The organism is Shewanella frigidimarina, assembly GCF_003797125.1.
Classification (GTDB): domain Bacteria; phylum Pseudomonadota; class Gammaproteobacteria; order Enterobacterales; family Shewanellaceae; genus Shewanella; species Shewanella frigidimarina.
Map to the genome: position 1 here is coordinate 479,080 of NZ_RKKE01000002.1, position 26,516 is coordinate 505,595.

General features: G+C 41.1%; 25 protein-coding genes and 1 tRNA gene. 9 read left to right on the top strand and 17 right to left on the bottom strand.

The genetic code is table 11. The features are described 5' to 3' along the window. Window position 1: 1 nt before the first annotated feature. The 10 genes from EGC86_RS07030 to EGC86_RS07075 form a co-directional block, all read right to left on the bottom strand. Window positions 2-1,099, bottom strand: coding sequence for a flagellar basal body P-ring protein FlgI (locus EGC86_RS07030; RefSeq protein WP_123777075.1), 1,098 nt, complete (start codon window positions 1,097-1,099; stop codon window positions 2-4). 10 nt (window positions 1,100-1,109) lie between these two features. Then, window positions 1,110-1,784: a flagellar basal body L-ring protein FlgH gene (gene flgH / locus EGC86_RS07035; RefSeq protein ID WP_123777076.1), complete on the bottom strand. Its 675-nt coding sequence runs from the start codon at window positions 1,782-1,784 to the stop codon at window positions 1,110-1,112. A 9-nt stretch (window positions 1,785-1,793) separates the two neighbouring features. Continuing rightward, the gene (gene flgG, locus EGC86_RS07040) at window positions 1,794-2,582 is read right to left on the bottom strand and encodes a flagellar basal-body rod protein FlgG (protein WP_123777077.1); all 789 of its coding nucleotides are present in this window, start codon (window positions 2,580-2,582) and stop codon (window positions 1,794-1,796) included. An 11-nt stretch (window positions 2,583-2,593) separates the two neighbouring features. After that, window positions 2,594-3,337, bottom strand: a complete 744-nt coding sequence (gene flgF, locus EGC86_RS07045; protein WP_011636639.1) for a flagellar basal-body rod protein FlgF — start codon at window positions 3,335-3,337, stop codon at window positions 2,594-2,596. A 288-nt stretch (window positions 3,338-3,625) separates the two neighbouring features. Then, complete coding sequence (flgE, locus tag EGC86_RS07050; protein WP_011636638.1) at window positions 3,626-5,005, bottom strand: flagellar hook protein FlgE; 1,380 nt, start codon at window positions 5,003-5,005, stop codon at window positions 3,626-3,628. Window positions 5,006-5,065: 60 nt separating this feature from the next. Then, window positions 5,066-5,851, bottom strand: a complete 786-nt coding sequence (gene flgD / locus EGC86_RS07055) for a flagellar hook assembly protein FlgD (RefSeq protein ID WP_011636637.1) — start codon at window positions 5,849-5,851, stop codon at window positions 5,066-5,068. A 23-nt stretch (window positions 5,852-5,874) separates the two neighbouring features. After that, a complete protein-coding gene (gene flgC, locus EGC86_RS07060; RefSeq protein WP_011636636.1) occupies window positions 5,875-6,291 on the bottom strand; it encodes a flagellar basal body rod protein FlgC in 417 nt (138 codons plus the stop codon). Window positions 6,292-6,293: 2 nt separating this feature from the next. Beyond that, entirely contained in the window at window positions 6,294-6,692 is a 399-nt protein-coding gene (gene flgB / locus EGC86_RS07065; RefSeq protein ID WP_011636635.1) for a flagellar basal body rod protein FlgB, read from the bottom strand. Window positions 6,693-6,828: 136 nt separating this feature from the next. Next, on the bottom strand, window positions 6,829-7,662 hold the full coding sequence (locus tag EGC86_RS07070; protein ID WP_011636634.1) for a CheR family methyltransferase: 834 nt from the start codon (window positions 7,660-7,662) through the stop codon (window positions 6,829-6,831). Between the two features lie 72 nt (window positions 7,663-7,734). Further along, entirely contained in the window at window positions 7,735-8,655 is a 921-nt protein-coding gene (locus tag EGC86_RS07075) for a chemotaxis protein CheV (RefSeq protein WP_123777078.1), read from the bottom strand. Between the two features lie 369 nt (window positions 8,656-9,024). Here EGC86_RS07075 and flgA point away from each other — a divergent pair, with 369 nt between their 5' ends. The 3 genes from flgA to EGC86_RS07090 all read left to right on the top strand — a co-directional run bounded on the left by flgA (window position 9,025) and on the right by EGC86_RS07090 (window position 10,711). After that, a complete protein-coding gene (gene flgA, locus EGC86_RS07080) occupies window positions 9,025-9,732 on the top strand; it encodes a flagellar basal body P-ring formation chaperone FlgA (protein ID WP_102037638.1) in 708 nt (235 codons plus the stop codon). Between the two features lie 74 nt (window positions 9,733-9,806). Next, complete coding sequence (gene flgM / locus EGC86_RS07085) at window positions 9,807-10,136, top strand: flagellar biosynthesis anti-sigma factor FlgM (RefSeq protein WP_011636631.1); 330 nt, start codon at window positions 9,807-9,809, stop codon at window positions 10,134-10,136. A gap of 101 nt (window positions 10,137-10,237) precedes the next feature. After that, window positions 10,238-10,711, top strand: a complete 474-nt coding sequence (locus EGC86_RS07090) for a flagella synthesis protein FlgN (RefSeq protein WP_123777079.1) — start codon at window positions 10,238-10,240, stop codon at window positions 10,709-10,711. 218 nt (window positions 10,712-10,929) lie between these two features. On the opposite strand, the gene EGC86_RS07095 is transcribed toward EGC86_RS07090, so the two are convergent. Both EGC86_RS07095 and EGC86_RS07100 read right to left on the bottom strand, forming a co-directional pair. Continuing rightward, window positions 10,930-11,490, bottom strand: a complete 561-nt coding sequence (locus EGC86_RS07095) for a chalcone isomerase family protein (RefSeq protein WP_123777080.1) — start codon at window positions 11,488-11,490, stop codon at window positions 10,930-10,932. A gap of 80 nt (window positions 11,491-11,570) precedes the next feature. Then, window positions 11,571-12,050 carry a DUF2947 domain-containing protein gene (locus EGC86_RS07100; RefSeq protein WP_011636628.1) on the bottom strand — a complete coding sequence of 160 codons (480 nt, stop codon included), beginning with the start codon at window positions 12,048-12,050 and terminating at the stop codon, window positions 11,571-11,573. A gap of 504 nt (window positions 12,051-12,554) precedes the next feature. Between EGC86_RS07100 and EGC86_RS07105 the strand changes: the two genes are divergently transcribed. Then, the gene (locus EGC86_RS07105; RefSeq protein ID WP_123777081.1) at window positions 12,555-14,033 is read left to right on the top strand and encodes a tetratricopeptide repeat protein; all 1,479 of its coding nucleotides are present in this window, start codon (window positions 12,555-12,557) and stop codon (window positions 14,031-14,033) included. A 248-nt stretch (window positions 14,034-14,281) separates the two neighbouring features. On the opposite strand, the gene EGC86_RS07110 is transcribed toward EGC86_RS07105, so the two are convergent. Together EGC86_RS07110 and EGC86_RS07115 are read right to left on the bottom strand one after the other, a co-directional pair. After that, a tRNA-Arg gene (locus EGC86_RS07110) sits at window positions 14,282-14,357 on the bottom strand. Window positions 14,358-14,539: 182 nt separating this feature from the next. Next, complete coding sequence (locus tag EGC86_RS07115) at window positions 14,540-15,748, bottom strand: flagellar assembly protein FlgT (protein WP_123777082.1); 1,209 nt, start codon at window positions 15,746-15,748, stop codon at window positions 14,540-14,542. 268 nt (window positions 15,749-16,016) lie between these two features. Between EGC86_RS07115 and EGC86_RS07120 the strand changes: the two genes are divergently transcribed. Then, window positions 16,017-16,727, top strand: a complete 711-nt coding sequence (locus tag EGC86_RS07120; RefSeq protein ID WP_011636626.1) for a FlgO family outer membrane protein — start codon at window positions 16,017-16,019, stop codon at window positions 16,725-16,727. Further along, the gene (locus EGC86_RS07125) at window positions 16,724-17,170 is read left to right on the top strand and encodes an LPP20 family lipoprotein (protein ID WP_011636625.1); all 447 of its coding nucleotides are present in this window, start codon (window positions 16,724-16,726) and stop codon (window positions 17,168-17,170) included. Before EGC86_RS07120 ends, EGC86_RS07125 begins: the two co-directional genes overlap by 4 nt. 83 nt (window positions 17,171-17,253) lie before the next feature. Here EGC86_RS07125 and EGC86_RS07130 read toward each other — a convergent pair whose 3' ends face one another. Beyond that, window positions 17,254-18,186 (bottom strand): DUF6268 family outer membrane beta-barrel protein, encoded by a 933-nt coding sequence (locus tag EGC86_RS07130; protein WP_123777083.1) that lies wholly within the window; start codon window positions 18,184-18,186, stop codon window positions 17,254-17,256. 165 nt (window positions 18,187-18,351) lie between these two features. After that, window positions 18,352-19,002 (bottom strand): TetR/AcrR family transcriptional regulator, encoded by a 651-nt coding sequence (locus EGC86_RS07135; RefSeq protein ID WP_165872358.1) that lies wholly within the window; start codon window positions 19,000-19,002, stop codon window positions 18,352-18,354. A 244-nt stretch (window positions 19,003-19,246) separates the two neighbouring features. Between EGC86_RS07135 and EGC86_RS07140 the strand changes: the two genes are divergently transcribed. From EGC86_RS07140 to EGC86_RS07150, 3 genes are all read left to right on the top strand, one after another. Continuing rightward, entirely contained in the window at window positions 19,247-20,368 is a 1,122-nt protein-coding gene (locus tag EGC86_RS07140; RefSeq protein WP_123777085.1) for an efflux RND transporter periplasmic adaptor subunit, read from the top strand. Beyond that, complete coding sequence (locus tag EGC86_RS07145) at window positions 20,365-23,430, top strand: efflux RND transporter permease subunit (protein WP_123777086.1); 3,066 nt, start codon at window positions 20,365-20,367, stop codon at window positions 23,428-23,430. Before EGC86_RS07140 ends, EGC86_RS07145 begins: the two co-directional genes overlap by 4 nt. Before the next feature lie 146 nt (window positions 23,431-23,576). After that, window positions 23,577-25,583, top strand: coding sequence for a methyl-accepting chemotaxis protein (locus tag EGC86_RS07150; protein WP_011636620.1), 2,007 nt, complete (start codon window positions 23,577-23,579; stop codon window positions 25,581-25,583). Window positions 25,584-25,827: 244 nt separating this feature from the next. Here EGC86_RS07150 and EGC86_RS07155 read toward each other — a convergent pair whose 3' ends face one another. Beyond that, window positions 25,828-26,277 carry a host attachment protein gene (locus tag EGC86_RS07155; protein ID WP_011636619.1) on the bottom strand — a complete coding sequence of 150 codons (450 nt, stop codon included), beginning with the start codon at window positions 26,275-26,277 and terminating at the stop codon, window positions 25,828-25,830. Window positions 26,278-26,516: the final 239 nt, after the last annotated feature.

Sequence of the window (26,516 nt, forward strand, 5' to 3'; positions counted from 1 at the left end):
ATTAGATGATGATAAGTTCACCATGCAAAGCGCCTGCCATTTTTAACGCTTCGAGTATGGCAAGTACGTCTGATGGTGCTGCACCCACTAAATTCACGGCTCTGACAAGCTCATCAAGTGTGGTACCAGGATTAAACATAAACATACGACGATCTTTTTCTGACACATCAATCGTACTGTTTGTAGTAACAACCGTATCGCCACCCGCTAATGCGTTGGGTTGTGACACTTGGGTGGCCTCAGCAATAGTCACGGTTAATCCGCCATGAGTGACAGCTGCGGGTAATAACTTGACGTTTTGGCCAACCACAATGGTGCCGGTACGTGAGTTAACAATCACTTTGGCTGATTCTTCTGCAGGTATAACTTCAATGTTTTCTAATACCGATAAAAACGACACCCGCTGTGATGCATCGCGTGGCGCGCTCACTTGAATAGAAGTGGCGTCAATAGCCTTTGCCATGTCTGGACCCAGTAAATCGTTAATCGCATCAGCGGTGCGTTTGGCGGTTGAAAAATCAGAGCGACGTAAATTAAACGTAAGGTAATCACCACTCGCAAATGGGCTGATAACGCTGCGCTCAACAATGGCACCACCTGGGATGCGGCCAACCGTAGGGGTATTTTGAATCACCAATGAGCCATCGAGCCCTTCAGCACTAAAACCACTCACAATTAAACTGCCCTGAGCAATGGCATACACATTGCCATCGACCCCTTTTAGGAAGGTTTGTAATAAAGTACCGCCACGTAAACTTTTTGCTTCGCCTAAACTGGACACGGTAATGTCAAGATTTTGACCCGGCTTAATAAAGGCCGGCATTTCGGCATGCACCGCAACGACAGCGACATTCTTTGAATTAGGACGAACAGAGTCTGGTAAATTAATGCCGAAATTTTTGAGCATGGTTCTAAAGGTTTGTTCGGTATAACGGGTTTTTTCCCCAGTACCCGGCAAACCGACCACCAAGCCATAACCCACTAATTGGTTACTTCGCACCCCTTGAATACTGGCTATGTCTTTAATCCGTTCGGCATGTGCTGGTACAGTTAGCATTAATATTGATGCGACTATCGATACAATCAGTTTAATTTTCATGCATTACTCCTTAAAAAGGCCACCAGTCACTCATAAAGAATGAACTCAGCCAACCGACTTTTTGGGAGTCAGCAAACGTACCGGTACCGCTATACTGAATACGAGCGTTAGCCACTCGTGTCGAATCGATTGTATTGTCTGGATTAATGTCTTCGCTGCGGATCATTCCCGTGACACGAATAAACTCATCACCGTTGTTAATTGAAATCCATTTTTCACCGCGGATCACCAAGTTGCCGTTACTGAGCACTTGGATGATATTGGCTGAAATACTGCCATCTAAACTGTTAGATTGATCGGCATCAGACTCGCGCTTGGTATTCATGCTGTCGGAGTAACCCAAATCAATTGGGACACCACTGATGGAAATATTTTTACCGCCGGCATAAACTGGCTGAACGCTTAAATCGGAGCCTTTTTTGATTTCGTTATTGGCGCTTTTTGACGCTTGAGTGGACTCTTTTAAAGTGACGGTAATAATGTCACCGACGCGGTGCGCACGAATATCGGAATACAAGCTTGATGCTTGGCTATCAAGATAAATAGATCCCGTCGCCGCCACCTGCGTCGGAACGGTATCTGGGTATACCGGCGCATAAAATGGGTCATCAGCAATGGGTTTTCTGGCTGTAGAACTACAGCCAACCAATAACACCACTGAGGCTAACGCAATGTATTTAATCATGTTAGCTCCTTAGAGATTCTGATTAATATAAGACAGCATCTGATCAACTGCCGAGATAACCTTTGAGTTCATCTCGTAAATACGTTGACCTTGGATAAGGTTGACCAACTCTTCTGTTACATTCACGTTAGAGGTTTCTAGTGCTCCTTGGCGAATAGAACCTAAGCCGTCTTGTGACGCTGTACCTTGAATAGGTGTGCCACTTGCACCCGTTTCGGTATACAAGTTTTGTCCTAATGGGTCTAAACCTGCCGGATTAATAAAATCGGTCATGGTTAACTGACCAATAACCTGACTTGCAGCGGTACCAGGGGTTTGCACTGATACTTCGCCCGATGCAGACACCGTAATACTGGTTGAATCATCCGGGATAGTAATTGGCGGTTGCACCACATAGCCTGAACCTGGAGTTACAATCTGACCGGTATCGTCTAAGCTAAACTGGCCATTACGCGTGTAAGCTGCTGTACCATCTGGCATTTGCACTTCAAAAAAGCCCGAACCTTCAATCATTAAATCTAATGAGTTATCGGTAGTAAGCATGTTGCCTTGGGTAAACATTTTTTGGGTAGCAACAACTTTAGTACCCGCACCAATGTTTAAACCATTGGGTAACTTGCTGTTGTCTGAGCTAATGCCACCGGCTTGATTAACCGTTTGATAAAGTAAGTCTTCAAATACCGCGCGACTTTTCTTAAATCCGACAGTACTGGCGTTGGCCACGTTATTCGAAATAACGGCAATGTTAGTTTGCTGGGCATCGACACCGGTTTTACTTATCCATAACGCTGGATGCATAATAATTACTCCTAACTAATTCTCATCAAGGAAGTGGACGCCCGATCAATTTCTTCAGCGTTCTTCATCATTTTGACTTGCATTTCGTATTGACGTTGAATATCAATCATGGCGACCATTTCATGCACTGAGTTCACATTACTTCCTTCAACCGCGCCGCTTTCAACTTGAACCCCTGGGTCGTTTGGAGCATTACCACCTGCAATAAGGCGAAACAAACCATCTTCACCGCGCATTAGGTTTTCGTTGCCCGGATTAACTAATTTAATCCTCGCGACCTCTTCTATCACTTCAGCGGTTGCGCCTTGCGGACGTACTGAAATAATACCGTTGGCGGAAATTTCAATTTTCTCAACTGGAATAGGTAACACAATAGGACCCGAAGCCCCCATTACCGGACGGTTACTGCTATTTAACAACATACCTGTGCTGTCAATTTTCAAACTGCCCGCACGGGTGTATCCTTCAGAACCATCTGCCGCTTGCACTGCAAGCCAGCCATCACCCTTAACCGCAATATCAAGATCGCGACCAGTGGTTTTAATTGGACCACCGTTAAAGTTACTGCCTGGGCTTTCCATCATCGAAAATACCCGTGTAGGCAAGCCTTCACCAAATGCCTGCATTGAACGGGCTTGGACCATGTCTGCTTTAAATCCATCTGTATTGGCGTTAGCAAGATTGTTCGCACTCACTGCTAGGGCATTCATCCCTTGCTTTGCGCCACTCATGGCAATATAAAGAAATTTGTCCATTTTTTGCTCCGTCAAACTTTCTGCAAAAACACTATATACACAGAATAAGCAAGCATCATGCCAATGAGTTTTAAGTTATATTGTAAGGAGGTAACTACATGAATCGGTTAATCAATAAAATTAACGAATAACGCCTAAGTGTCAAAAAAGCATCTATCAACACTAGTGAGGTAATAACAAAGAGTAACGAGGAGTAACAATAACAAGGGGAATGGCAAGGTGTTGCCGTAAACGGCAACACCTATTATCACGTAAACATAAATTAATAAGGTAAAGGTAAACGTAAACTTAGCGGATCTGTAATATCGTTTGATTCAAAGTATTGTTGACTTCAAGTGTACGCGAGTTAGCCTGGAAGTTACGCTGAGCAGAGATTAAATCTACCAGCTCTGTGGTTAAATCAACGTTTGATTGTTCAAGCGCTGATGAACGAATACTACCGAATGTACCGCTATTGGCTTCTCCGGCTAATGCGGCTCCTGAATCTAAACTGGCTTTCCAAGAGGTATTACCCACTTGAGTGAGCCCTTGCTCGTTAGCAAAACGAACTAAAGCAACACGCGATAATGGAACCGTTGAGCCATTACTATAACTGGCGGTAATTAAACCATCTGAACCAATACCTACATTGGTTAATCGACCCACTGTAATACCATCTTGAGTTAATTCGGTCACTTCAAACGGAGATGAATACTGGGTTGGACTATTAAATTTTATCGTAAGAGTCTGAGTGCCATCCGCCCCAGGACCTAAAGCACCCGCACCTCCGGTACCTAGTGCTTCAGTGGTAATAATGGCAGGATCACTGCCTGTATAAGCACCTACAGAGTTAAATTTAAGCACCGCACCTGACCATGTACCAGCAGCCCCGCCAGGGTTAGCAGCTGACACGGTTCCTGTTCCATCAGCTATGCTATCACCATCAGTATCAGTGGAATAAGTACCGGGTCCACTTGCAACGTCAACAGGGTCACCATCAACCGCATAAAATGCCACCCAATTACTTTCTCCAGTATATGAACCGTTCGTTGGCTTAACAAAGTAGGTAGTCATAATATGCGACTCACCTAACGAATCATAAATCGTCACCGAGGTGGAATTATTGAATGTATCAGAATCAGCAGGATTAAAATTAGCTGGATCTAAGGCTGTTTCACTCACATTAAGATTCATCTGCAAACCAACATTTCCGGTTTGCACAGGGCTACCTGCTGTGTCAGGTATCTTAATTGGTTGAGTTGTAGTTAAACTCACTGAAGTTGAGTTACCATCTTCATCCACTGGAAAACCTTGTAAAAAATTACCTGCTGAGTCGACCATATAATTACTTGAGTCAACTTTAAACGCCCCCGCACGGGTGTATGACTGATCTTGCGAACCTAATTCTGAAGAGGTAACAAAGAAGCCACCGCCACTGATCGCCATATCCAACGAGTTACTGGTAAATTGCAAGCTACCTTGATGAAACTGCTGCGCAACTTGTGTGGTAGTTGCACCGCCACCCACTGCAGTTTTACTGTTAGAAAAAATTGAATTGGCGTAAACGTCAGCAAATTCAGCGCGAGATTCTTTAAAACCAATAGTATTGACGTTGGCGATGTTATTCGCGGTCGTATTTAAATCTTTTTGCGCGGCAGCGATACCACTCAATGCGATGTTAAATGACATATTACACCTCTCACATTTAATTCATTTATGATGACAGCTAACGGTTCGTTATTAGCCGTACTATGTTTCAGATACTGCGAGCACGTCAGATAACTTAATTCCACCTACTCCACGCAAATTCAAAATTGCTCCTGTTGCTACAGTGCCTAATGACACACTAGTAACATGAGCGTAAGTCGACACGGCTAAATCTTCCGACGTTCCATCGACTTTACCACTGGCCTTAATGGCATAATTACCCGCTTTAGCTGGGTTACCACTTTTATCTAAACCATCCCAAGTCACGTCAACATTGCCGCCTTTACTGCCGTCAACATTAAAGCTCTTAATAAGCTGACCCGACTCGTCTTCAATCCTTACCGTAATCGTTTCAATCGCTGACGGTGTACTGATCACCCCTTTTATCTCAGAGCTTTCAGTAGAGATAGCGCCGGTATCAGAAGGAATGAGCACTTTACGTCCAACCAAGCCTGAAGCTTGTAACGCCTGGCTAGAACTCATCACAGTATTAAGGTTAAGAATTTCATCATTAAGATTTGAAATACCATCTACTGTAGAAAACGATGCCATTTGGGCAATCATTTGATCGTTATCAACCGGTTTAAAAGGATCTTGCATCGACAACTGCTGACTAAGTAAAGCAAAAAAATCCTCTTGCTTTAACATCTGATCTTTTGATTCAGGGATAGCGCTTTCTTCAGGCAAACGAATTCCGTCTAGGAAAGGATTACCCGTAGTCGTGCTAGTCGTATTTGTCTGTACAGAACTTTTCGTTGTAGCGCTAGTATTAGATGCACTACTGGATTGTTGCGGTAAAGACTGACTGTAAGAATTAACGAGGCTCATTGTTACCTCCTTGAATAATCATACTATTTACCCATCCTTAATGTCTGTTGCAACATAGACTTTGTTGCATCAGCCACCTGAACGTTCATTTGATAAGAACGCGATGCAGAAATCATATCCGCCATTTCTTCCATCACATTGACATTAGGTTTATAGATAAAACCATCACCATCCGCCATGGGATGGTCTGGCGAATATTCTTTTAATAATGGTTTATCACTTTCGACAATGCCTTTAACGGTCACGCCAGGTGAGCTATTTTGTTGGCTATTGGCTTTTAGCATTTCGGCTTCAAAAACGGGATGACGCGCGCGATAGGTTTTATCGACACTGCTAGACACAGAATCAGCATTGGCAATATTACTGGCGGTTGTATTCAAACGCACTGACTGCGCAGACATACCTGAACCAGAAACATTAAAAATATTAAATAAACTCATAATTAATCACCTCGCAATGCTTTACGCATGCCATTAAATTTTCCCTCAAGAAAGCCTAATGACATTTGATATTCGAGCGCATTTTGCATAAATGCTGCTTGCTCTTTTTGCGTATCGACAGTATTACCATCGCCAGTATCAGCTTGATTTGGCATACGATATTGAACATGCTGTTGACTTAACGCCGTTAAATCAAAATGTTTCTCTGTAGTTTGGCTCATACTCAAGCCTTTCTGATGCGAGCTTGCAGCTTGCATAGCAGAAGCAAAATTGACATCTTGAGCTTTATAATGAGGAGTATTGGCATTGGCGATATTACTTGAAATCACTTCAGCTCTTTGCGCTCGAACGCCCAAAGAATATTGGTGAACACCTAATGCATTATCGAAATTAATCGCCATAAAATTGCCTCCATCAGCTAACTGATAGAAATAAAGCAAAGGTTATGCCAACAATTTAATTTAGGAGGGAATAAAAGACAAAAACAAACATGCCGACGAATGCCGGCATGATAAATAGGTTAAACTATTATATTATCTAGGTTTTCTTTTGATAATAGATCCCAGGATTACAGCGAACCATATTAAATTCATCGGTTAACCCTGCTAGAGATTCTGACGCACCCAAAAATAAAATACCCTTGGGATTAAGTGCGGCAGCAAATTGCCGCAAAATTTTAGCCTTTGCCTCAGGAGCAAAGTAAATCAACACATTGCGGCAAAAAATAATATCGTATTTACCTAATAAGCTATAACTTTCAAGTAGATTATGGGCTCTAAAGTTAACTAAACGCTTCACATTATCTTTAACTTTCATGTTGCCCGAAGGCAAAGCATCAAAAAACTGACGTTTACGTTCTTCAGACAAACCACGAGCAAGTGCTAAACCATCATATTCAGCATTCTTACAACGATCTAACATAGAAGGTGATAAGTCTGTTGCCTGAATCGTCGCGCCTCCTGGTAAAGTACCAGGTTTACGCTGCTGATATTCCAACACCGTCATGGCCAACGAATAAGGTTCTTGCCCTGAAGAGCATGCCGCCGACCAAATTTTTAATGGTCTGCCAAGCTTGCTGTATTCAGGCAGTAGAGTATTGTGCAGTAATTCAAATGGATAACGGTCTCGAAACCATAACGTTTCATTGGTGGTCATCGCATCTATCACTTCAGCGCGCAGTTGCCGCTCTATCGGTTTCATCGATTTTTTAACCACCTCAGACAAAGAAGGCAAATTATGCTTTCCCATCAAAGGAGCTAAACGACTGCGTACTAAATATTGTTTGTTCTCACCTAACACAATACCGCTATGCTGTTCTAAAAACAGTCTAAATTGATTGTACTCTGCTTCAGCAAGTGATTTATCTGTCACATTATCTTCCTAATATGTAAGCCTATGAGCTCAACCTCCAATATTTTGCAATCTTTTGCAATAATAAAAGGTTTATAAACTTAAATGTTTGTTAACCGCGGCGGCTAACTCATCGGGGTTAAACTTAGCAATAAAGTCGTTAGCCCCTACTTTTTGTACCATCGCCTGGTTAAATACACCACTTAAAGATGTATGCAATACAACTTTGATATTCTTTAATTTTGGATCATTACGAATTTCAGCCGTTAAGGTGTAGCCATCCATTTCAGGCATTTCAATATCAGAAATGATTAACGGGATCTCAACTGACACATCATCCATTTCTGCGGCAATACTTTTCAGTTTTTCTAGCGCCTCTCTACCATCTTTAGCGGTATCGATTTGCAGATTTAATGACTCTAACGAACGAATAATTTGTTTACGTGCCACTGCTGAATCATCAATAACCATAATATGATAATGCTGTTCTCTATCAATAGTTAATGCTTCATTGAGCTCTTTACTGATAGAAGTCTTAACCGGTGAAATTTCATCAAGAATTTTTTCAACGTCTAGAATCTCAACCAACTCACCTTCAATCTCTGTCACCGCGGTTAAATAAGAAGAACGGCCAGAACCTTGCGGTGGAGGCATAATCGCTTCCCAGTTCATGTTGATAATACGTTCAACAGAACTCACTAAAAAACCTTGAATACTACGGTTATATTCGGAAATGATAATAAAGCAATTTTCTGTTGATATCAGTGGACGTCCACCCGTTGCTGCACTTAAATCGATCACGGAAATAGTTGCACCACGAATATGAGCAACACCTTTAACAAAACGGTTTAATTTAGGCAACGTAGTCAGTGGTGGACATTGCAAAACCTCTTTCACTTTAAACACGTTAATGCCAAACCGTTGACGGCCGCTAAGCCTAAACAATAGCAGCTCTAGTCTGTTTTGCCCGACAAGTTGGGTACGTTTATTTACTGAATCTAAAATGCTCGACATAACAAGGCCTTGTAGTTAACTGTCACCCAAAAGGATAAAAATTGTTCTCTGAAATTATAGTAAAACTTGGTTTAGCATAATACGGTTAGTGCATATCTTACTGATGATCACTCAACTTGAGTCTAAACCATCACCAATCTAACAAATACATATCAATTTAATAAATCAAAAAAGTGGGCATGCAACTTGCTTTAATTTGTATAAATTAGCTCGCACTGTAAACTGACACTTTTTTGACAAAGGGATAATGTTATTCTTATGTCCCCTAGCCCATTTATTTTAGCTTATTGCGTATGCAGAGATTACTCGCATATTTTTGGTTTTTCAAAGTATAGGTGCATTCTGGCAAAACAAGCTAGTATCTTCATTATGAAAGTATTTTTTTTATGTTTTTTGTGCTCAATAACATTTTCTTTGCCAGCATTTGCTAGCGAAGAAATAATCACACCTTCCCTATCGACCATTTATAAGTTAGCTAAAGAGGCGGTAGCCAAAAAAATTGATGCCGACTCAAAAGCTAAAGTGCAAATAACCCCACAAAATCTTGAGGGCCGTATCAGTCCACCAGCCTGTTACCCGCCGATTAATGTTGAACTTGCCAGTGAACGAGCTATTAGTCGAAATAACATGGTAAAACTCAGCTGCAATAGCCCAGACTATGATTATCCATGGCAAATGTATCTCTCTGTTCGAGTCGAAATACAATATCCTGTTGTGGTTGCTAACCAACTATTGTCCCCAGACCAAATTATTGGCGAACATCATTTACAAGTTATGTATGTTGACCAATATAGCTTAAAAGGTCAGTTTTTTTCCGACATTACGACATTAATTGGCTCACGAGTGAAACGCCGGGTGGCGAAAGACTCTCCAGTATTAAGTAATAACCTGTGTTTTGTTTGCAAAGGTGACACTGTTTCTATCTATGCAAAAACCACTAATGTAGAAATAAAAACCCTTGGGGAAGCACTGCGAGATGGCAATATCGATGAGGTTATCAGAGTAAAAAACAGTAACACTAGCAAACAATTTGATGCTGTTGTAATTGGCGTTGGCGAAGTTGAAGTAAGAATGTAAAATAGCGTTAAAGTTTTTTCCTGGGGTGCCGATAGCCTGATTGAAAAACCTGATTCATTACGCTGGAGCCTACCATGGCAATTGACATTAAGCATAACACTGCTACCAATACACAAATGCGCACTGCACGTGACACGCAGTCTGCTACGCAATCTACAACTACTGCAGCCCCAAAATCAGCTGCACCGGTTAAAACAGATTCCGTTAGCATTACCTCTCAAGCTCAACAGCTTCAGAGCGCGCAAACAAAAATGGCATCGTTACCAGAAGTCGACCAAAAAAAGGTCGCTGAAATTAAGCAAGCAATCTCTGAGGGACGATATAAAGTTGACCCAGAAAAACTTGCGGCGAATATTGCCAGCTTTGAAGCAGAGCTAGGCGGTTTATCGTTTGACAGAGAGTAACCGTTAAACGTTACTCTTTAATTTGTTTTAACGACACGCAGATAATAGGTGCAAACTTGCATCATAGAGAAGTGTTAGTTAAGAAAACCTAAGAGTAATTTATGACAGAGTTAAACCAGCAATTACATAAGCAAGCAAGCGAAGAACAGCGCAAAGAGCTACACCAACTGCTTGATAGCCAAAATCAGACATTAGTGCAGCTGAAATCGCTTATTGTTGAAGAAAAAGCGGCATTATCCAAACAAGATGCCGATAAGCTGCTGGCGCTTTCCAAAGATAAAACCCAGTGCTTATTCAATATGAAAACTACTGACGAGAAACTGGCAAACCACCCACAGCACAATCTGCTTACTACCGATGCTGAATTGACACAACAAGTCGCACAAGCTAGAGCTATTCTCGCCGAGTGCAAAGACATCAACAGCCAGAATGCCAGCTTGATTGAGCTCAATATCGCCAGCCTCAATCGATTTGCCCAGGCATTACAAGCCAGTCGCAATGCCTCAAGCTTGACCTACAATGACAAAGGTAAAACCTCTACCATTTCAACACTAGGCAATGACTTTTCAGCCTAGCTTTAAAATCTTGATAGCCAGTCATAACGAGCGATGACATCAGATAAAATCCGATAACAAGCCAAGTGCCAAGTGCTAGACAGCTCTATCCGTGAGCGTAGCGTTCGCTTGTTATCGTTTCCTAGCAGGACGCTGTTCGCCATCTTAGCAGCAAAGCTGTCCCTAGAAGCGCAGCGACCCTAGCAGGACGTAGTCCGCCCTAGAACCTAGCAGGTGATTTACTGAGCTAACATAGCCTGACGTAAACTTTGTTGTGCAGGCTCTTCACCTAACCAAATCTTAAGTAAAGCCTGACGAAATGCCTCTCCAGCAATATCTCCCTGAGCTATCCCATTTTTAATACTGCTCACACCCTTGCCTTTTTGAGTAACAAAAGTAAATTGATCTCCTTCGACAATTTCATCTGCAAACAATTGGGTAAAATGTTCAATATCTTTGGTAATTGAATGAGTGTCATTGTCGGTAGCAGCTTCAAAACCGTCAGTAATGGCATCACGCATTTTGTCTGAAGTGATCATCCCAGAAGTAATTGTTAGCTGGATCACCGCTATCGGCTGAGCAAGCACATCTTCCAGAGTGTGCGCTTTTGTCGGCAGATATAAACTACCCACATATAAATCCATAAAAAATTTACTGCGTACACCAGCGCCATTCAATATCAATGGCTGCTCTACTACTGTCATTTGCTCTGCTACATCAACATCTGCAATCATGCTAGCTTGTGCCAACATCGGCATCATTAACGATAAGCTCAATCCAATTGAAGCTAATACTTTCATATAAACGCTCTAAAAAGCTGAAATACCAACGACTACAACATCAGCCGTTTAACCAACAACCACAACTCAAGTCGGGTAATTTAACCGCGAACGCCTAATTTATATTGGCCATTCTGTAGAAACATCAAGGCTTGCTTGTGCTTTGGCGAAATTAAAATTGGACCATCATCAAAAAATAAAAAGCACTTCCAATTACGCACAAACACATCCCAGCGAGTTTCAACTATTTGGTACTTTTCATAGCAAAAGTACACCACCGCATCATCAGGCCATTGAATATGCGCAATAATTGCTTCGGGCATCGCATTATCATTAGAATCCCATGCCGACTGCCAATGCTCCGTTGCCGCCCAAGCATCTTGCTTTATTGGCCAATCGCCTTTTTCAAACAATTCAGCACGACTACTCTTATTGCTTATCCACTTATCCCACACTTCCATGGCACTTTTATCGGTCAGTGGTTTAATCAAGGCCTTATCATCATCTGATACAGGCAAATCTTTATGGTTAAAAATCCACTTACGCTTATAAAGATCAAACGGAATATATGAATGTGACAAACAACTGCTCCTAGCAACAAAAAATGAAGCGCAATTATAGCGCTAAAGCCGATCAGACTGCGATAGCGATAGAGATAAATGATGTGATGATTGAAGTAAATAGAGTTTAAAAGTACAGTCCTACGTAACCGTGTCCATTTGTTATAAAGCCATTTATAGTTGTTGTCAGTCGAAATGGGATTTTTTAAGCAATTTTTCATTCACTTTAAAGTAAACAGACTCTATTTCGTCATCGGAAACAGCTTAATTAAACTATTGCGCCTTGGCTTTACCTCACTATTTTTGACTTTTAAAATTAAATTATTTAGACATTTTTCAAACAAAAAATCAAAAGGGCTTTTTAACTATTTAATTCTGTTTCCATCACTTAGACATCAAAAAAACGAGCCTCGTTAACCTAAAGAACATAAGTCATTCAGAGGTTATGATAAGTTATTAGATTTTCCATTAGTACTTAATCGAGTATGTTACGCTATAAAAAATAGAATTTTTGGGATAAGTAAAATGAGTATAAAGAATAATATAGCTAGAGCCGAGACATTATTTCGTCAAAAAAAGCATGCTGAGTCACTCTCCTTGTGCACCAAAATTCTTGAGAAAAAACCTAAACTTGCTGAAGCTATCCATTTATCGGCCTTAAATTATTATACCCTAGGGCAATTTGAACCTGCTATTACTGAATTCAAAAAAGCCATTGCCATTAATGACCAGCAACCATCATTCCAAAGTAACTTAGGCAATGTTTACCTAGACCAAGAGAATTTTATTGAAGCTAGTCGGTGTTACGAAAAAGCACTTAATCTTGATCCACTCTTATCTGGTCCTAACTACAATTTATCTATCTGCTTACATAATCAGGGCAATTATTCATTGGCAGAAAACTATTGCAAAAAAGCCATCCTGCAAAACTCCTGCAATTCTGACTTCTATCTTCAATTAGGTGTTATTTACTACGATCAAGGTCAGTTTGACAATGCTGCCAAAACATTCTTAAAAGCACTTGAAACAGAAAACAAGCACAATAGCGGAAGAACAAACCTCAATGCCTATTGGCAATTATTCAGCCTGCATCTAAGTCAACACCGCTACCAAGATGCACTTGAAGTTGCCGAATTAGGCATACAAAGCCAGCAACTGTCTGAACAACAGCTCTGCGCTTTGATCATAGGAAAGGTTATAATCTATTACCTATTCAACCATTTAGACGAAGCCAAGCATGCACTATCGATGAGCGCAGTCATTTATCAGTTTCCTTCCCTGCCAAAATATTTGAAAAATTTCGTTGTATTTCATAGTTATATTAAAAACCTTATATCGCTATATGAAAGTGGCAAATATAAAGATTGTTATCATCTGACTAACGATACAAAAAAAATGTATTTCATCTCAGAAAGCCATGGATTAGCACCCAACCGAACATCTGTTCAGTACCAGCACCAAAACTATCAAATAAATTCTCTATTCATCATGGGGGCTAAAGTCATTCATTTCGTCACCGATGATGAAAACAAATACCAGGTAAGCCTTGTATCATTGCTACAAGATCTTGCTCCGGGCTCTAAAGTGGTGGTTGCATTTGGGGAAATTGATTGCCGACCGGACGAAGGAATTTACTCTTATAGTTTGAAATCTAAACGAGATTACAAAGACGTGATTGATGATATGTTGTCAAAATATGTCAATGCACTAAAAAGTCTTGCAGACTCCTTTAACATTGAAATCATTCTTTACGGCGTACCAGCTCCTCACCCTCAAAGCATCGAGATACTCCCGCAGTCCGAACAACAAAGGTTCAAAGATATTATTGCTTACTATAACCTTACACTGACAAATATATGTCAATCTTTAGGAATGACACTACTTGATGTATATCCGCTAACCAACAAGGATGGACAAAGTAACCTGTTATACCATATTGATGACCATCATCTTTCACCTAAAACAGTACCTACATTGTTCAATTTACAGAATAAATATCTCTGAATTGTTCAAATCAAGAAGGCTAAAACCAGTAGTTGTTGCTGCGAATAAGAAGATTGTAATAAATATCATGGCTATTTAACCAAACCGATGATATTACGTATACATTTCATTTTTATATGTATGGGCATAAACGTTTAAATGGACGTAAATGTCTAGAATTTGAATCAAACTGCGGAAGGTAAAACTCTAAGAAAGGGAACTATAACAGGACAGTAATTGATAACGCTCTAAAATATCGGTACACAATATGGTCTCCCCACAGGGACTCGAACCCCGATCGGCCGCTTAGGAGGCGGCTGCTCTATCCTGTTGAGCTATAGAGAGACCCTGTGATTATACTGAGTTTATAATCGAATTAAACCTTTTATATTTAATTGCTTGATTAATAACCAACTAATTCATAATCGCCTTACTCTTATCGATTAGCACTTAGCACTTAGCACTTAGCACTTAGCACTTAGCACTTAGCACTTAGTTTGGAACAATTAGCTTCTAGTAACCAATCATTAGTTCTTAATCGCAATGTCGTTCACTTGAATATTGTCTGCACTGTCGATGCCGTCAAATATTGCGGTTGAGCTGTCTTCGGTAACTTGTTCGATAACCACATTGGCACGGCTTTTTGTGGCTATGGCACGCATGGAATTAAATCTGTCTGGGATATTTTTTTGTAATACGATTTGGAACTTATCACCCATTTTAACGCCATTTTTACGGCCTAAATTAATGATAATACGATCCCCTTGCCTGGCTACAATTTGGCCTAATAATGGACGACAGTTTAACTGCTTATCCAGCGACATCACGCTTTGCTGTAAAATATCACTGATCGCTTGACCATAAGATGATCGCCAAAAGCGCTGGTTAGCAGGTGAGACTATTTCTTGTCTTTCAAATTCCCAAGGCGCTGAGGTGGCGAATGATTCTGACCACACCACTTCACCGCTGATCCCGTGGTAAAGGGTTAATTTAAATATAAACTGTCTTAGTGGATCATCCTCGACAAAGCCCATGTAACTGCTTTGAGCTGGTTCGGTCGAAATATCAATGATTTCAGGTTGCAGCAGATATTGGCTGTCGGTGATTTCGCCTAACCAACTGGGAATACGATATCCTTTAAAGTTGACCAGTTGATTGGTGTTATCAATTTTTTCATCTGCATGCAGTCGTGCAAAACTGTATCGCGACTGCGCATTGATAGCTTTACCTAATTGTTCGGTGATCCGCTCTTCAAAGTGAGCTAATTGACCATAACGCAACTGTTCGCGTTCTTGTAAATAGGCTTGTGGCAACATAATCGCGGCTTTGAGTGATTGGCTTTTACATTGAGCGTTAGGTTCTTGTTCGCTGAGTTCAAGCTGTAATACCACGGTGATGGTGTGTTGGCTGATCATTTCACTCATTAATTCAACGTTATTGGCCGATCCCATCCGCTGAATTTGAAAGGTATCTTGAGTAAGCCGACCTTGGTTGACTTGTTGTTCGCTGGAAAAGTTAACCCCGGCTTTTAAGCTAGCATAATTTAACGCTTGGCTTATGGCGTCTTCACGGGCTTTATCTATATCGCCATTAACGATTTTAGCCTTACCAGTCACTTCAATTTGTTCAGCCAATACCGACGGAGTAACACACAATGCACTCACGCATAGCATTGCTATTACGGCAAGGTGATTGAAGGTTTTAGTTCGGTTAACAGGGCGGTGTCGGATCAACATACAATGTCCTAATGTCAAAAAATCGTCTATTTTGCACAATTGTGTAAATTCAGCTTACTCTATTTTAATCAAAGCAAAAATTGTGCCGACTAACTATATTAGTGGTTATTTTCGATGTTGCACTATTACAGTAAAGCTTTTAACGCATTTGCCGATATAAAGACACCAATAAGAAAGAGTACATAATTGGCCTTAGTTATCGATGTACAAGGCGATTAAATGACTCATTTATACCAAGACTAGCGGCATTTTTTTTAGAGGAATTATTATGATTAACAGGCTTTTTATCTCCACGGTCATGCTTGCGTCGTTATCGTTAGCGGCATGCACCCAAACGCCTAATGCTGCCAATAACCTTGCCTTTAGTAATAACGGTAAATTTGTCAAAATCGTCGACGAAGATGAGGTTTATCACGATAAGCTGGCTTATGATATTCAGGCTGCGGGAATATCACCCAAAGGCCAAGTGAATGTGTGGGCAGAAAAGTTAGTTAACGAGTTAGTGTTACAAAACGACGCCTTACGCCCAGATCAACCACTGCTGATTTCTACGCCAGTGATGACCAGTAATTTCAATACGACCAATGAATTAGCATTACAGTTACAACAAGGATTACTCGCGGCGTTCCACGCTCATGAATTTAACTTAGTCGATTTAAATGTGGCGACAAATTTGCGCGCCACAGAACAAGGCGAGTTTATGTTGAGCCGCAACTGGGAATTGTTACGTGCAGATTTACCGGTTTCACACGTATTAGTGTCAACCATGACCCTAACCCCTGAAGGTATTGTGTTTAACGGCCGAGTGGTTAATGTGACTAATAATCGCGTCCTTTCAGCGGTGCAATCATTTGTGGCAGCATCGAGCTTATCAGGTTATTTACAGCCCTCTGAAATGATTGAATCACGCAATGGTTTACTGTATCGCCACGAAAATAAGGGCGACAGCCGTTACACCGTATTAGGAGATAAGCTATGAAGTCGTTGATGTTAATTATGCTATTGCTGCTAACTGGCTGTGTGAGCAAAGATAAATATGTTCAGTGGGAAACCGAGGCGCCAGCTTCATTCCCAACACTAACGGCAATTGGTTATGCCCCGTTGGCGACCCAACCCAGTAAAGAGCCATCACATCGTATTTTAATGGCGATGCAAGCTTCAAAAATTGCCGCTTACCGAGAGTTGGCTGAGCAAGTATATGGACAAAAGATTTCGGCAAATAGCGACGTAAGTGAGTGGTTATTAACTGACGACAACGTTAAGTCTAGCGTGAGTGGGATTATTCGCGGCGCTAAAGTGGTTAAGACCTACCCTTCTGGTGAATTTTATGTCACAGAGCTAGCACTCGATTTTAAGCAAGTATGGCAGTTGTACGAACAACAAAATCGCCCTAAACGCGTAAAAGAAGTTACTTACTTTTAATTGAACATTTACGCTACCTTGTTGATATAAAAATGCCGCTGACATCAGCGGCATTTTTTATTGTATGACATTAACATTTATTATTAAAACATCAGTTTGAACACTAAACCGAATGCGGCTTGGTTTTCCATATCTTCAGTAACGTCCGGATAACTTAACTCCATTTCGCCACCAAAATAATAACCAGCATACGCATTAAGACTAACATTAGTCGTTGCTTGCCAGCCTGCGCGAGCAAAGCCTACCCATTCTTCTACTTCAATGGTTTTGTCATCGTCTGCAATTAAAAAACGTTCTGTTCGCTTTGAACTACCCACACCGAAATTCCAGTCACGGTTATACTGATAACTTAACTCTAATCCTGCAGGACCACTAAAACCAGCTTGGAACGGGTTAGCAAGTACCCACTTATCGTTTATCTGCCAACGTACGGCTAAATAAGGTACAGTGCGTACTTCTGAAATATCATTTAAATAAGCAACACCAAAGCCCAGCATATTGCCGGAATCAAAGCGGTACATGCCCGAGGCAACTACACCATAACTTTGCGCATTTGAAGATGACGCTGTATCGGCATAGGCGTATTGCAGTTTGGGTGCTATAAGGAACATCCAATGATTATCAAGACGGTAAGATAACGATAAACCAGCACTGTACTGATGTATGGTTGACCAAGGTTCAGTACTGCTGCGTAACAGAGTGTTTTGGTTCATATCCCAGTCGTAATCGAGATTATCGTAGCCTAGATTAGCCCCAATTGACCACTGACGATTGAGTGGCATGCTGGCCGAAAAACTGGTCTTCCAAGCATCACGCTGTAACTGATTAGGGTTATTGCTATCAGCCCCAACATTAGCGGTACCCGTTGATGTACGAGCCACAGTGAGCGAAAATGGTGAACGTTCTGGCGCTGCTAAAGCATGCTGACTTAACAACAGTCCCGATGCTAGCAAAATTGACAAAGCTGATGTACTCAATGATTTTGGCTGAATTACGTTAACGTTATAAAGCGTCATATCAATATGCTTCCCTTCAAATAATGAGATAAGTTAACTATTAACTTGGCTTAACTGCACCTTGTCTTAATAGCACGTTGGGTTAATAGCACGTTGGGTTAATAGCACCTTAGTTTAATTACGATAATACTGTTATCGCGCCAATTAAGTTCAAGTTTTATTGGTTTATTTTACGTCAACTTGGTGTGCTCGCAAAAACATCTCGGCAGTATCTTGTAAGTATTGTTGTCTGGTTGTCAGTAAATCACCTATTTCTAAGCCTAACTCTAGACGTAATTTTAGTTCGCCAAATAACATTAAACACAATCTAACTGCGCTTTCATGCGGATTTTCAAAAAAGTATTCGCCATGCTCATTGACCTTTTTTAAGTAATTTCTAATCAGCCCGAGTACGTGCTTGGGGCCTGCGTCATAAAACAATCTAGACACTTCTGGGTGAGTGTCAGCTTGAGCTACGCAAGTTTTAAATACTGTCATGGTTTCTTTGCTAACAATCATTTCACCAAATTGCAGAGCAAACTGCAAAATAACCCGTTGTGGATTTGCTGCATCAATTAAGGCATCGCCAGTGAGTTGATGTACAACACATTTAGACTCAATCGCAGATACAAACAAATCATCTTTGGAGCCAAAGTGAGAGTAAACAGTTTGTTTTGATACTCCGGCATGTTTTGCTACTTCATCCATGCTGGTATTAGGAAAACCCTGATGACAAAAAAGGTCAATCGCAGACTCAAGTACTTGAGCACGCTTTTGTTCACTGCGGCTCAAACTAATCTGTTCGATGTTATTAAGCGATGTGTTTTTTTTTGTCATGTTGGTTCCGTAAATTAACCCATTAAGCATAATTGAGTGTCGGGCTTACTACTCATTATTTAGCGTTATAGTAACTAAAAATAGACTGGACAGTCTAGTTTTATAAAACTAGACTACTGAGTCTAGTTAACATTTAAATTACAAATTATATTTTTTGGCTAATGAGTTCGCTTATTGTTATTAACACTGCTCCTTAAGATAAATCAACATTGGCACAATATATTGCTTTGCAAGGAATAAACTTATGTACGCGTCAAAGACATTCACCCCAATCATTCGATACTGGGCGCTAGGTTTAAGCTTAATCGCATTAGGCGGTTGTGGCTCTGAGGTAAAAGAGCATTCACAAACAACTGAGTATCAAACGGTATTGTCACAACCTTTATCGTTAAGCGACCGTTATCAGCACATGCAAACTTATACGGGTACGATTCGCTCAGCCAATACCACCGGAATTGGTTTTGAGCTTGCGGGTAAACTCAATAATATCCTGGTTGATAGTGGCGATACGGTGAGTAAAGGACAAATATTAGCGCAGCTGGATACCGATTTATTAACTGCAGAAAAACAGCAATTACAAGCCAGTTTATTACAAACTCAAGCGGATATAGATTTAGCAAAAAGCACCTTAGTCCGTACTCAAAAATTGAAACAACAAAACTATGTGTCTGAACAGCAACTCGATGAAACCCAACAACAAGTTATCAGCTTACAAGCTAACCAAAAGCGTATAGAAGCCAGCTTAAGTGCGACCAATTTGAAAATTGAAAAATCAACTTTACTGGCCCCATTCAATGGAAAAATCAGTCAACGTTTTCATAATGTCGGTGAAGTGATTGCGCTAGGCAGTCCGGTTTTCACCTTAGTCGGTAACAGTCAGCCTTTGGCTTACATAGGTGTACCCATAGACATCGCACAGCAGTTAACCGCCGAGCAGATGGTAGATGTCCGTGTAGGTAAACAAACCTTTACCGCTAAAATTGCCGGTATTAGTGCCGAGATCAATACCGTTAGTCGTACGGTTCAGTTGCGTATTCATTTGCCTGACTCAGCCAGAGTGATTAATGGCGAAATAGCTTATTTGGCGTATCAACAAGACGTGCTAGCACCTGGTTATTGGGTGCCTATGTCAGCATTAACCGATGGTGTGCGCGGATTATGGAACGTGTTGGCCTTAGTTGAGGCTGAGCAAGGTTTTTATACCATTGAACGTCGCGATGTAGAGATTATCTATACCAATGAGCAACAAGCGTATATTCAAGGCGCCATAAAACCAAGCGATTTAATTGTGTCACAAGGATTACATAAATTGGTGGTTAATCAGAAGGTCACTCTCGCTCAATCAGAGAAAATGGGGGCATTATGATTAAAGCATTTTTAGAAAATGGCCGCCTAACCAGTTTATTTATCGCATTATTAATTGTTGCGGGATTAGGTGCTATTTCAAGCCTACCCCGCACTGAAGATCCACATATTACTAACCGATTTTCGTCTGTTATCACTCAATACCCTGGTGCATCTGCAGAGCGGGTTGAAGCACTCGTGACTGAAGTGTTAGAGAATCAATTACGCCGCTTAGAAGATTTAAAGCTAGTCCAGTCGACTTCTCGCCCAGGGATTTCGGTTATCCAGTTAGAGTTAAAAGACACAGTCACAGAGACGGCTCCTGTGTGGTCACGCGCTCGAGATCTCATCGCCGACAGTAAATCCTTGTTGCCAATAGAAGCACAAAACAGTGTGTTAGATGATCAACTAGGTTATGCCAACACAGCCATTTTAGGACTTGTTTGGGCAGATAATAGCCCTGTAAGAGCCGATATTCTTAATCGTTATGCTAAAGAATTACAAAGCCGCCTAAGGCTGCTCAGCGGTACTGATTTTGTTAAACTATATGGCGCACCACAAGAAGAGATTTTAGTTGAGCTAGATGGTAATAAAATCAGCCAATTGCATTTAACTCCCGCCAGTATTGCCGCTATTTTAAATAATGCCGACAGTAAAATTTCAGCCGGTGAAGTTAATAACAGCCAATTTAGAGCCTTAGTTGAAGTATCTGGCGAGTTAGATTCGCAAAATCGTATCCGCCAAGTGCCGTTAAAAGTAGACGACTATGGTCAAATTATTCGCTTGGGGGATGTGGCCAATATTAGTCGCCAAGCTAAGACTCCGGCATCGAGTATCGCCTTAATCGACAGTCAGCAAGGTGTTTTGGTGTCTGCGCGCATGCTCAATAATAATCGAGTCGATGTATGGCAACAACATGTAAGCAGCGCCATAGATGATTTTTCAGCTAATTTACCGGCCAATATTAAGGTGCAATGGTTATTCGACCAACAAAGCTATACCAGTGACCGATTAGGCGACTTGGTGATTAATCTGTTACAAGGATTTGTGATTATTTTAGTGGTTCTGATGCTGACATTAGGACTGAGAAATGCGCTGATTGTCGCGATATCATTACCATTAACCGCATTATTTACCCTCACCTGCATGAAATATACTGGCCTACCGATCCACCAAATGTCGGTAACAGGTTTAGTGGTTGCGCTAGGTATTATGGTCGATAATGCGATTGTGATTGTTGATGCCATAGCTCAACGTCGTCAACAAGGTATGAGCAAACTGGAAGCGGTATCAAAAACCTTACACCATTTATGGCTACCCCTTGCGGGGTCGACCATTACCACCATGCTAGCCTTTGCACCTATTGTGTTAATGCCGGGCTCTGCAGGTGAGTTTGTTGGTGGCATTGCCATTTCGGTCATGTTTGCCTTACTCGGCTCATATATTATTTCTCATACCATTATTGCTGGCCTGGCGGGTCGATTCAGTCGCAGTGAAAAACCAACGGCTTGGTATCAGCAAGGCATGGCATTCCCCAAAATTAGTCAGGCATATACTGCCAGCCTTAGATTTGCGTTAACAAGACCAATATTGACCGCCATCGTGATTGGAATATTACCGATTGCTGGCTTTTTTGCTGCGGGCAAAATGACTGAGCAATTTTTCCCACCGTCTGACCGCGATATGTTCCAAATTGAAGTCTACCTGGCCCCTCATGTCAGTATCGATAACACTCTAGAGCAGGTCAAACTGATTGATAATAAGCTGCAACAGATTGACGATATTGTCGCTGCAACATGGGTTGTTGGCGGTAATACGCCCTCTTTCTATTACAACTTAACTCAACGGCAACAAGGGGCAACCAATTACGCCCAAGCGATGATTAAAGTGACTGATTATGTCGCCGCTAATCGGTTAATTTTACAATTACAAAAAGAGTTTGATGCCCAATTTCTACAAGCACAGATTTTGGTGCGAAAATTGGAACAAGGCCCTCCCTTTAACGCTCCGGTTGAGCTGCGAATTTATGGCCCTAATCTTGATACTCTGAAAACATTAGGTGAACAAGTACGCGGCATTTTAGTCGCCACACCAGATGTCATTCACACTCGTGCAACCCTCAGTTCTGGCGCTCCAAAAGTGTGGTTACAGGTGAATGAAGACGCCAGCTTAATGAGCGGCTTAAGTTTGAGCGATATTGCCAATCAAATTCAAATGGCGACTACCGGTATCATTGGTGGCAGCATTTTAGAGCAAACGGAATCACTGCCAATTCGGGTGCGTTTAGGTGACAACAGCCGCGAACAAGCCACACGTTTAGCCGAGATCAATCTAGTTTCAGCTTCAGGCTCCGGGATTCCACTATCGGCATTGTCTTATAACGAAATCAATGTCAGTCGCGGCGCAATCCCCCGAAGAAATGGTGAGCGCGTCAATACCATTGAGGCTTATATCACCAGTGGAGTATTGCCTGCACAAGTGCTTAACGAGGTTAAAGATGCTATTGCTAATTTGTCTATTCCTGCGGGATACCACCTCGAAATAGGCGGCGAAAGCGCAAAGCGTAATGAAGCGGTAGGTAATTTATTGTCAAATATTGTACTTGTCGTCACTTTATTATTAGCGACGGTAGTGTTGTCGTTTAACTCGTTTAGATTAACCGCCATCATTTTACTGAGTGCTTTTCAATCGGCAGGTTTAGGCTTGTTATCTGTGTATGTATTTGGCTATCCGTTTGGGTTTACCGTCATCATCGGTTTATTGGGGTTAATGGGTTTAGCCATTAATGCTGCCATTGTTATTTTGGCTGAACTTGAGGATATCCCCGAGGCGCGCGATGGTAATTTAGCACTAATCATTAGTACAGTGAGCAGTTGCGGTCGTCATATTGGCTCAACCACTATCACCACCATCGGTGGCTTTTTACCTCTAATTATCGCCGGTGGCGGCTTTTGGCCGCCCTTTGCTATCGCTATTGCCGGCGGTACGCTGTTAGCCACCATGTTGTCACTGATTTGGGTGCCGGTAATGTATACCTTATTGATGAAGCCTAAAGGTAAAGATGTTAAACACTCAATCGCGTAATGATGTAAATTTCATCAGAAATTATATCTTTCCTCGTCACACTTTCGTACTAAATAACGGATAATTAGTAGTCTTTAGATGTACATTTAAATTCGTATACCTACCTATTCAAAATTAATTTTCACAATAATTATGGAACAGTACATATGAATTATAAAAACTGGCCTATAGCAAAACAAATAGGCTCACTTGCCATATTGTCATCAATCATAATCTTTACCGCTATGTCTTGGTTTTCCTATCAATCGGCATCCACAGTATTGCATGACAAAGCAATTCAAGCGATTAAATCACAAATGCACAGTAATACTCATTTAATTGAACTGCAGTACAACAGTATGTTGGACTTAGCCAAACGAAACGCCGATGTTTTGCGTACCTTATATCCAGGACAATTCTTGATAGAGGATCGCACCGTTAAGGTGTTAGGAATTAAGACCCCAGTACTAGTCCATGATAATGAGCAAATTAATAACTCAAACAATAACGTAGATCACTTTTCGGAGCTTACAGGCGGAGTCGCTACGATATTTGCGCGCGATAATGATGATTTTGTTCGTGTATCAACATCACTTAAAAAAGCTGATGGTAATCGTGCATTAGGGACCTATTTAGGAATTAAACATCCCGGTTATCAGCGTTTAGTTAAAGGCGAAGAGTATGAAGGCTACGCCAAGCTTTTTGGTAAAGACTACATGACAATTTATCGTCCGGTAAAAGCTCCCGGAGGCAAAGTTATCGCTATTCTTTTTATCGGTTTTGATATCACCCAATCTGTTGCACAAATCCAAAAATCACTTAAACAACTGACTCTTGAAGAATCAGGTTCGTATGTCATCATCCGAAACTCTGATAAACAGATTATCTCTCATCGTGAGTTAACATCAGAAGAACCATACAATGAAACATTGCTTAATGGCCTATCGCTTGAACAAGCACTCACAGATAAAGGGAGTTGGGTTTACAGCTCCTTGTCTGATCAAGAAATGTTTTCTTATTCCGTATATATTCCCGGTTGGAATTGGACTTTGGTCGGGTTCGTTCCTGAAAAGGAATTAAGTGATGAAAGCTTAGGAATGTTAAAAATTAACGCCATATTGGCATTGCTAGGCGTGGTGATTATTTCCGTTTTACTCTTTAATGTAATTAATCGTGCAATTAAGCCTTTAAAGAACCTACAGAGGCAAATAGCTAAATTAGGCCAAGGGGATCTTTCACAAACTTTCGTTCAATGCCCTCAAGACAGTCACAATGAAGTTGACCACATTACGATAAGTGTGACCCAAACGGCTGCAAATTTAGCTGGATTAATTGAGTCCTTAAAACAGTCTGTCATCAGCTTAGAAAACCAAGCAATTCTTAGCCAGCAAACATCGAAATTGAACGGTACTGAAGCAAAGTCACTGTTAAACCAAACAGAACAAATTGCGACAGCTATCGAAGAAATGTCTTCATCTATTAAAGATGTCGCACAGAATTCGAGTCAAGTTGCCCAGCAGGCGCAAGAAATTGATAGCGCATCAAATCAAGGACATACACAGTTAACTCAGGCGGTTACAGAACTACAATCCTTGCGTGAACAACTTATTCAAAGTCAAAAAAATATTGAAAGTGTCAACAATGAAAGTCAAGCAATCAGTCAGGTTACAGAAGTCATTAATGGCATTGCAGATCAAACTAATTTACTCGCCTTAAATGCCGCGATTGAAGCAGCTAGAGCGGGAGACCAAGGTCGTGGTTTTGCTGTTGTTGCTGATGAAGTTCGCTCATTAGCACAAAGAACACAACGTTCAATTAGTGAGATAGGTGCGACTATTAACAAATTACAACAGCAAGTAGAACACACAGCCACACAGATGATCCAGTGTCAGCAACTGGGAGAGTCCTCAGCGGTACAAGCTGATACAGTTAATAATCAACTCACGCTGATTAATCATAATATCGGCGAAATGGCTATATTTTCGTCTAGTATAGCCAGTGCCACCAAACAGCAAAGTACAGTGGCAGATGAAGTGTCACGCAGCTTACATACTATTTCTACACTTGCACAAAATAGTGATGAACGGGCAACAAAAGCGGTGAGTGATTCAGAGCAATTAACTAAACTTGCGCACAGTATTAAACAACAAATAGGTGTATTTAACGTGGTTTAACTGAGTGATATTTTAGCAGACCAGTACTCCATCTATTGAGTGCTGGTTAATTATCCTAATCGCTAAATTGAGCGACAATAATTGTCACAACGAAGGTTTGAGACTTGGGTAAAACAAATTTATGCTTAATGTTATTTCACGACAGTAGCTTACGACAAAAAACAAAAATACCCCATTAAGCTGCCAACATATGAGTAAGGATGATGGCAGCTTATTAAACGAACCTAATTATCTAGATTTCAGCTTATGTGGCTAAGCTAGGCAAGATAATTGGCAACAGACCTCTAATCGAGTCGATGTCCTGCTTTACAATATCTTTGTCTATTTCCAGCGTAACAACTTTAGCAACGTTACTGCTCATTTCTTTGCGTAAGTTACCAAGAAAATGAGGAGCAGCCACAACAATCAACTGGCTAAATTTGTGTGCATTATATTCAGCCTCAAGGTATCGACAGATCTCCCGAGCAAATTCGACAGCCTCATTCTTTTTAGGCTCAGTTTTCCCCCCAACAGAATGGTGACTATTGATGGCACCTCCAGCCTGACGGCCTGGTAGATCTGAGGTTAGTTTCTGTTCATGTTGCCGTGCTTCGGGATGGATCATGCTCTTAATCTCAATTAACGTAGATTTTGCTGTTTCTGCGTAAAATAGACGTGCATATGCGCTATCCGCGACTAAAATCCAACTGCTCATTATATGTCTCCCGTTAAGTGCATTATTAACAAATTGCCATGTTTAAAAAACAGACAACTAAGGTTAATTAATTATAGACAATATTTCTGTTAACACTTCGGAATTGAGCTGTATTTTCTTGTATCTTTAAATAAAAATCTTACTTAGCAGCGGCGTGTTTATTACATATTGGGGGACTTTTTAAAAGGCGGCAATTGAACATAAAATTGGCTTTGTTAACAGCCACTAAGTAACGAGAT